This window comes from Gordonibacter faecis (genome assembly GCF_030077735.1).
GTDB lineage: Bacteria > Actinomycetota > Coriobacteriia > Coriobacteriales > Eggerthellaceae > Gordonibacter > Gordonibacter faecis.
Genome location: NZ_JASJEU010000027.1, coordinates 1 through 6,211, shown reverse-complemented (window position 1 = coordinate 6,211; position 6,211 = coordinate 1). Strand labels below are relative to the sequence as shown.

The 6,211-nt window shown below is 60.6% G+C and carries 8 protein-coding genes and 1 pseudogene; 2 read left to right on the top strand and 7 right to left on the bottom strand.

Annotated features, from left to right (window positions below; all coding sequences use genetic code 11):
* Together QNJ86_RS13795 and QNJ86_RS13790 are read left to right on the top strand one after the other, a co-directional pair.
* A partial coding sequence (locus QNJ86_RS13795) for a hypothetical protein (RefSeq protein WP_283833228.1) occupies positions 1–418 on the top strand: 418 nt, incomplete at its 5' end.
* On the top strand, positions 411–689 hold the full coding sequence (locus QNJ86_RS13790; RefSeq protein WP_283713905.1) for a hypothetical protein: 279 nt from the start codon (positions 411–413) through the stop codon (positions 687–689). The genes QNJ86_RS13795 and QNJ86_RS13790, both read left to right, overlap by 8 nt.
* A 17-nt stretch (positions 690–706) precedes the next feature.
* Here QNJ86_RS13790 and QNJ86_RS13785 read toward each other — a convergent pair whose 3' ends face one another.
* The 7 genes and pseudogenes from QNJ86_RS13785 to QNJ86_RS13755 form a co-directional block, all read right to left on the bottom strand.
* Positions 707–1,663 (bottom strand): hypothetical protein, encoded by a 957-nt coding sequence (locus QNJ86_RS13785; RefSeq protein WP_227929834.1) that lies wholly within the window; start codon positions 1,661–1,663, stop codon positions 707–709.
* A gap of 54 nt (positions 1,664–1,717) precedes the next feature.
* Positions 1,718–3,259, bottom strand: a complete 1,542-nt coding sequence (locus tag QNJ86_RS13780) for a relaxase (protein WP_283833227.1) — start codon at positions 3,257–3,259, stop codon at positions 1,718–1,720.
* Entirely contained in the window at positions 3,259–3,717 is a 459-nt protein-coding gene (mobC, locus tag QNJ86_RS13775) for a plasmid mobilization relaxosome protein MobC (protein ID WP_283833226.1), read from the bottom strand. Before mobC ends, QNJ86_RS13780 begins: the two co-directional genes overlap by 1 nt.
* Positions 3,718–4,018: 301 nt before the next feature.
* Positions 4,019–4,339: a hypothetical protein gene (locus QNJ86_RS13770; protein WP_283833225.1), complete on the bottom strand. Its 321-nt coding sequence runs from the start codon at positions 4,337–4,339 to the stop codon at positions 4,019–4,021.
* 27 nt (positions 4,340–4,366) lie between these two features.
* Positions 4,367–4,840 carry a GIY-YIG nuclease family protein gene (locus QNJ86_RS13765; protein ID WP_087190856.1) on the bottom strand — a complete coding sequence of 158 codons (474 nt, stop codon included), beginning with the start codon at positions 4,838–4,840 and terminating at the stop codon, positions 4,367–4,369.
* A gap of 2 nt (positions 4,841–4,842) precedes the next feature.
* Positions 4,843–5,526 carry a hypothetical protein gene (locus QNJ86_RS13760; RefSeq protein WP_114551091.1) on the bottom strand — a complete coding sequence of 228 codons (684 nt, stop codon included), beginning with the start codon at positions 5,524–5,526 and terminating at the stop codon, positions 4,843–4,845.
* A 4-nt stretch (positions 5,527–5,530) separates the two neighbouring features.
* Positions 5,531–6,211 (bottom strand): annotated as a pseudogene (locus QNJ86_RS13755) (primase-like DNA-binding domain-containing protein); the annotation flags it as partial.

The following is a 6,211-nucleotide window of genomic DNA, read 5'->3' as shown; positions in this document are numbered from 1 at the left end:
AGCGGGCCAGCACCCCTTGAAGGATGCCTTCGGCATCGGGTGCCCACGTGAAGAGAAAGGAGGTCCGCACATGAACGAAGGCTGGAAGAGGTTCCACGGCACGGACGAGGAGGTCATGTGGCGCATCCAGGTGCTGAAGCGCACCTCGCGCCTCTGCGCGGCCAAGGCCAAGGAGCTGGAGCGCATGGCGAAGGCGGACGGCGACATGCCCGCCATGGACCACGCGTCGCTCATGGACGTGCTGAAGCGCATCGACAACGTGATGGAGTGGCGGTTCGTGAACGCCCTGGGCGAGGTGGTGCTGGACGCAGACATCCTCGCCGAGAGCATCGACTGCGAGACCCTGCGCTCCATGCGGCAGTGCGTCGTGAACGCCATCGTGGACATCGAGGAGGCGGAGGAGGGGCGCGATGAGTGACTACGGCATCAAGACCTACGCCGACCTGGCCGAGACCTGCCGCGGCATGGTGCTCGCCAACGAGATAGCCAGCCGCCCGCTGGAGCCGGTGAGCGGGGACTGGGCACCCTGGGACGAGATATTCCAGTGGTACATCGTCCAGGACCCGAGCTTCCTCATGGAGCACACCGACGAGCCGGTGTTCTACGACGCGGAGCTGGGACTGTACGTCTGGGGCGTGACAACTTACGGCACAAGCTGGACAATCCTGCCCGCGCCGGAAATCCACTAAAAGAAAAGGGAGGCAGCTCACGCTGCCTCCTCATCTTTTTGCACAACAAACTCCCACTCACTCACGGGAATATCCAGCAAGGGAAGAAACGTCTCATCCAAATACCGTGCGACACTTTCATAAGTTCTTTTTGTATAACGGACTTCCACGAGGGGATAACCCAACAAGTCTGCGGCAATACGCTTTCGCGAATCGTTCTCCTGCTGATGTTCGAAATGCTCTTGCGACGCATGAAAGCCGCCGGGAAAATAATGCTGCGTGCCTTGATACTCAATGAGCACTCGACCGTAAGCAGGATGATTGACGGCGAAGTCAAACGAAAGATTGCCACCGCCCGTACCGACCAGGTTGCCGAATCGGACTTGTTTATCAAACGAGAACCCGTTGCTCATCAGATATTGTTCGATATGGTATTCGCCGTTCGATTGCGTCATACATCCACAAGAAAGCGCGCGTTCCGTCGTGAGCTGCCCTCCGTATTTGATGCACTCGTTGCCGCAATCGCATTTACAACGATACTGTACATTGCGGTCTGCCCCGTAACGCTCCAGCACGACGAGATGCCCAAATCGCCGACCAGTCAAGTCTATCCAATTCGACTCACTCGTGGCTTCCCTTTGCAGGCATCCGCATGATTGCGTATGCCCGTCCGTCAAATGCCCGGTGGCAACAATGCATTCGTTTCCGCAATCGCACCGACAACGCCAGGAGCTGCTGCCCGCATACTCCAACACAGCAAGGCGTCCAAACTTACGACCGACCAAGTTCGCAACAGGCCGTTTCTGAAGTTCCCGATGCAGACAACCGCACGAACGAGTTTTTCCTCTCCGCAAATTAACGGAAGGAACGACGCATTCGCCTCCACACTCACACCGGCACAGCCATGCCGCCTGACCGCGCTTCGTATTCTCCGCACGTCGCACCACGGTCAATCGACCAAATCTCTGACCAGTCAAATCAATCATCTTTGTCATGTAATATTGCTCTCCCTCCATCAACAAGGCAGCTCCTATTGGAGCCGCCTTGAATCACTCGCCATACTGCTTGTCCGCATCGGCCCCGTACTTCACGCGACCACCGGCACGCCTTGCCGCCTTGTCCTCGCGTTCCTGCAGGCGCACGAGCTTTGCCTGCTCCTCGCGCTCGTCCTCGTGGGCAAGGGCCTTCTCGGCTGACTTCAGGCGCTTCTCGGCGTCCCACATGTTCCTGCGGGACTCGTACAGACGCCTCTCCGCAGCTTCGCGCTCCCGGCGGCGCTGCTCCTCCATGGCCTGCTGAATCAGCATGCGCAGCATCATGGCCGTCATGTCCGCCATCATGCGGGACACGGGGTCCCTGGCGTCGCGCCCAGCCTTGGCGAACACCCATGCACCGGCCAGCAGGTTCGGGCACGGGTGGTCGAGCGCGTCGCGGGCCTCCTTGGAGGCATGGAACTCGCGCCTCGCCGCGTCCACCTCGGCTTGCAGCTTCGCCAGCTGCTCCTCGGGGTGGCGCTCCGCCTCCATGAGCTGCCCGTAGCGCTCGCCCATGAACGGCTCGCCGCTCTCGCGGCAGCGGTCGATGTGCGCCCTCTGGAGGTCGCCCGCCATCTGCACCACATCGGACTCCTCGACCGCGTACACGTCGAATGAAGGCTCTGCCGGGGAATCCGTCTGCGGTTCCGCCGCGACGGCCTGTTCGGGCGCAGGCTCCTGCACGGTTGCCGGCTCGGGCTGTACAGCGGCCTGCTCCTGCGCCTGCCTCTGCTTCTCCTCGAAGTAGGCCTCGACGCCTTCCTTGGTCAGGTCGTCGGCGAGGTTGGAGGCGCGACGCTTGCGGGAGCGGCGCTTGGGTCCCCACTCATCGACCGCCTTGTACGACCATCCGGTGGTGACCTCCCCGGTCTTCTTGTCGGTCTTGACCGTCTCCTTCAGCGTGACGCCCTCAAGTTCAAGATTTCGCTTGAACTCGTCCACCGTGTCGGAACGGTCGCGGGCGTACGCCACCTTATCCCCGAGGCGGCGGTCGAAAGAGCCATAGGCGAATGTGTCGCGGCGCTGCGCCCATGTGGACATCTCCTTGTCCGCCCCGAGCACCTGGAAGCCGTTCTCGCGGCTCAGCCTGTCGTTCACCGCCTGCACGCGCGGGGCGTACAGACTGGTGCCCTCCTTGTTGATGACTTGTCCCGAACGGGCATCGTGGTTCGCGATGGTCGCGTGGGCATGCACGCATCCGCCCTCGCCGTCCACGTGCATGGTGACCCAGCACATGGAATCCGGTGCCAGCTCGTGGCACAGCGTGTACGCATATTCCATGCCCCGCTGGATGTCGTCCTGCCTGCTCGGGTCCAGCTCGTCGGTCGCCCACGAGATGCGTACCTCGTAGCCCTCGTTGACCGCATTCGGGTGGCGATGCTTCTGCCCCTCGCAGTAGACAATGAAGTCCTCCCTTGAGGCGGCGTCACCCATCTGCGCGGCGATGCGGTTCGTGCCGTTTTCCAGATGCTCGCGTCTGCGCTTGCCCTCGCCGAACTCGGTGTACGACATGCGCCCGCGCACGTTCGGAAGCGACTGCACATGCGTCGTTGACATCAGACATCACCTCCCGTCTCCGCGTACGCCTGCAAATCCAAACGCAGTCCCTCGACTTCCGCCCGGAGCTTGTCCACTGAATCGCGGAACTCGCGGAACGCTTCCGCCTCGTCCTTCGTCCTCAACTCCTCGCGCACCGCGTCGTACATGCTCATACCGCTCATGCGCTGGTTGCGCGCACGTGCAATCTGGTTCACGTTGACGCCGATGCGGTTCAGCTCAATTCGGACACGGTCCAGCGCCGGGACGTCCAGAACCACCTCGCGACTCTGCGACGCGTAGCGATTTCCGTACAGCGCGCCGCGCAGAAAATTGGAGCGGGAGCGCGTCCCGCGCCTCTCATCCAGCAGGGAAAGCTCCGCGTCGCTCATGCGCACCTGGACCACCTTGTCGCGGCGGTCTTTTTCATGCTTCTGGCGCGTCGCCTTCCCGCTTCTTTTCTCATACATATCCGCCATGCGGAACACCTCCTTTGCTGCTATCCGAAACGCCCGCCTGCGGCGGACAATCCAAACTGCCGTTTTCGGCTAATTTCGCAACGCCCGAGCGCAAAGGGGGAAAGAGCAAGCATTGACTTCGTACGTACAAATTGCGAAATTCGCAATTTGTCCTACTTCGTCAGCTTGCGAGGGGGCGGCTGCGCCGTCCCCTTCGAACCCCCGCCTTTTGTCCACCGAGATGGGCTTGCCCATGTCGGACACGGGAACGACTTCCCCTGTCCGACATGGGACCCGAATCCCTCGGTGGAACCCGGCGCGGCTACCCCTGGTAGCCCGAGCCGGAAAGGCCGCCGTGCGCTTCCGACGACTCTCCAGCTTCTGCGGTCTGGGCATGCGCGGAATCCGCAGCGCCAGCAGCGCGCGCATCCTGCGTTCCGTGTCCGGTGCTCGGCTTCAACCCCTTGACGAAATCAAGGACCTCTTCCGCCGAACCCATATCCTTCACTTCCGGGAAAACCGTCACGAGCGCGTCGGCGTATGCCTTCGTCCTCGCGGCCTGCGCTTCGCGGCGCACCTTCTTCGCCTTCGCCTCCAGCGCACGTGCTTTCTCGGTCGCGTCATCAAACCTCTTCGTTGCCATATCGGATACCTCCTCTAATCATCAAAACTATTTGTTTCCACGCGTCTTGTTGTAACCGTGGTTGTACGCGTCATATGTCGCAATCAGGTCGCGTTCAAGGTCATCAAGACGGCGATAATTTGTCGTTGTGATGTCCACCATGTAAATCTCGAACTGATTGCCGTAGCGATAGTCCGCGTACACGTCGCCATTGCCTTTGCCAGTGAAATGCGCGTTCACACGCTGCGGCACATGCGTCGCCTGTCCGACGTAGTACATGCCGTTCGTCAGGTTGTGAATCACATAGCAGCCCATGAAGTCAAAGTCTTGCATATGCCCCTTGTAGCTATTGCGCAGCTCGAAGAATCCCTCGGGCGAAAGAGGCCTGTGGCCTTCTGCAATGGCTCGCTTTTCTGCAAGCCACGCCTCCCGCCTGCGCTGTTCGTAAATGCTGCTCACGACGAACAGACAAATCAGCAACGCGAAGCATGCGACAAGAAACAAAGTCGAGAAATCGCCCATGTTCACACCCCCAAACTGCCATGCATCAGAATCGTGCCGTTACCAAGGTCCTCGATGGTCTGCTCGCCACCGCCATCGGTGCCCTGAACATTGCCGCCGTTAGTGTCTTCGACAGCCGGGATGTCCCATGTCGGCATAGAGCTAAAATCGACGTTCTTCGAAATCATGAACACCGAGAAAATCAGAACGAGCGTAAGACCGATGCCCATAGCAACGGCCTCAATCGCCTTGCCCCCGTCGTTCACGATTTTCCACTTCGTATCCCGCTCGGCATACCCGCAGCGCTTGCATACGTAATACTTGTGCGTCACCGAATAATTGCCGCGATAGAACGCCCACATCGGGACAAGCGCGGACACAATGACAACTATCAGCGCCAATACGGTGACGAACATGTTGCGCAACAGGAACGCCAGCACAACCGCAATGAGCGGAGCGAACATCATCGCAATCACCGTGGCCGGCTTGCGATACGTCACGTCGCTCACAATCTGCGTTGTGATAGTCGCATGGCCGCAATACGGACAGCAGAGAAGCGTTTCCGTGTCCGCCGGAACGGGCGTCTGAGGAGCGGGCTGCGCCGCAGCCTCATACGCTTCCAATGCAGCCCTCTCCTCCGCTGTGAGCATCCCGCGCTTGGCCTTCAGGTGCAGCCTCGCGTACTCCTCCTTGGTCAAATTCGTCATATCCCTAATCCTCCTTATCCTCTGAATCTGATTTATCGTTACCGCCCGAGCCGAGAGGCACCGTACGCACGAGACCCCTCACGCGGGCGGGCAGGTCGGGCATGCAGACACGGCCCTGGTCGGAACCGCGATATGCCTTGTTCATCCACTCGGTCACCTCATACTCGGCAATCAGCGGCTCGGGCTGCGCCCTCATCTCGTCGGGCACGAACACCGGGTTGTCGGTGTACGACCACTCATGCCACTCCGGCAGGAGGCGCTTGATGTCAGCGATGAGCGCCTTGCGGCTCTCGGGCCTGCCGGACGGGATGTTCCTCTGGAACCAGTGGCGGTACAGGTCGTGGACGAACTGCCACGAGAGGATGTCCCAGGATGCCTCCGGCAGCACGTCGCCCAGGAACTGGCGAACGGGGTCGTTGACCTCCCGGAACTCGTCCAGGAGCGCGGTGCATGCCTGCGGCTCGTCCAACTCGTAGTAGTCGGTCTCCGCCAGCAGGTGGTACAGCACGTACTCCAACACCTCCTTGCGCTTCAGGTAGTCGTCCTTGATGTACTTGCGCTCGTTGCCCTCGAAGCGCTTCTCGAACGGCACGACCAGCAGGCGGCGGTACATGGACTCCGACCTGTCGCGGAGCCTCGGCAGCTCGTTGACGCACTGGACCATGAACCCCTTGAAAAGGACCGT

Coding starts and splice junctions, on each gene's coding strand:
- QNJ86_RS13790 (WP_283713905.1), top strand. CDS start 411: ATGAGTGACTACGGCATCAAGACCTACGCCGACCTGGCCGAGACCTGC.
- QNJ86_RS13785 (WP_227929834.1), bottom strand. CDS start 1,663: ATGACAAAGATGATTGATTTGACTGGTCAGAGATTTGGTCGATTGACC.
- QNJ86_RS13780 (WP_283833227.1), bottom strand. CDS start 3,259: ATGTCAACGACGCATGTGCAGTCGCTTCCGAACGTGCGCGGGCGCATG.
- mobC (WP_283833226.1), bottom strand. CDS start 3,717: ATGGCGGATATGTATGAGAAAAGAAGCGGGAAGGCGACGCGCCAGAAG.
- QNJ86_RS13770 (WP_283833225.1), bottom strand. CDS start 4,339: ATGGCAACGAAGAGGTTTGATGACGCGACCGAGAAAGCACGTGCGCTG.
- QNJ86_RS13765 (WP_087190856.1), bottom strand. CDS start 4,840: ATGGGCGATTTCTCGACTTTGTTTCTTGTCGCATGCTTCGCGTTGCTG.
- QNJ86_RS13760 (WP_114551091.1), bottom strand. CDS start 5,526: ATGACGAATTTGACCAAGGAGGAGTACGCGAGGCTGCACCTGAAGGCC.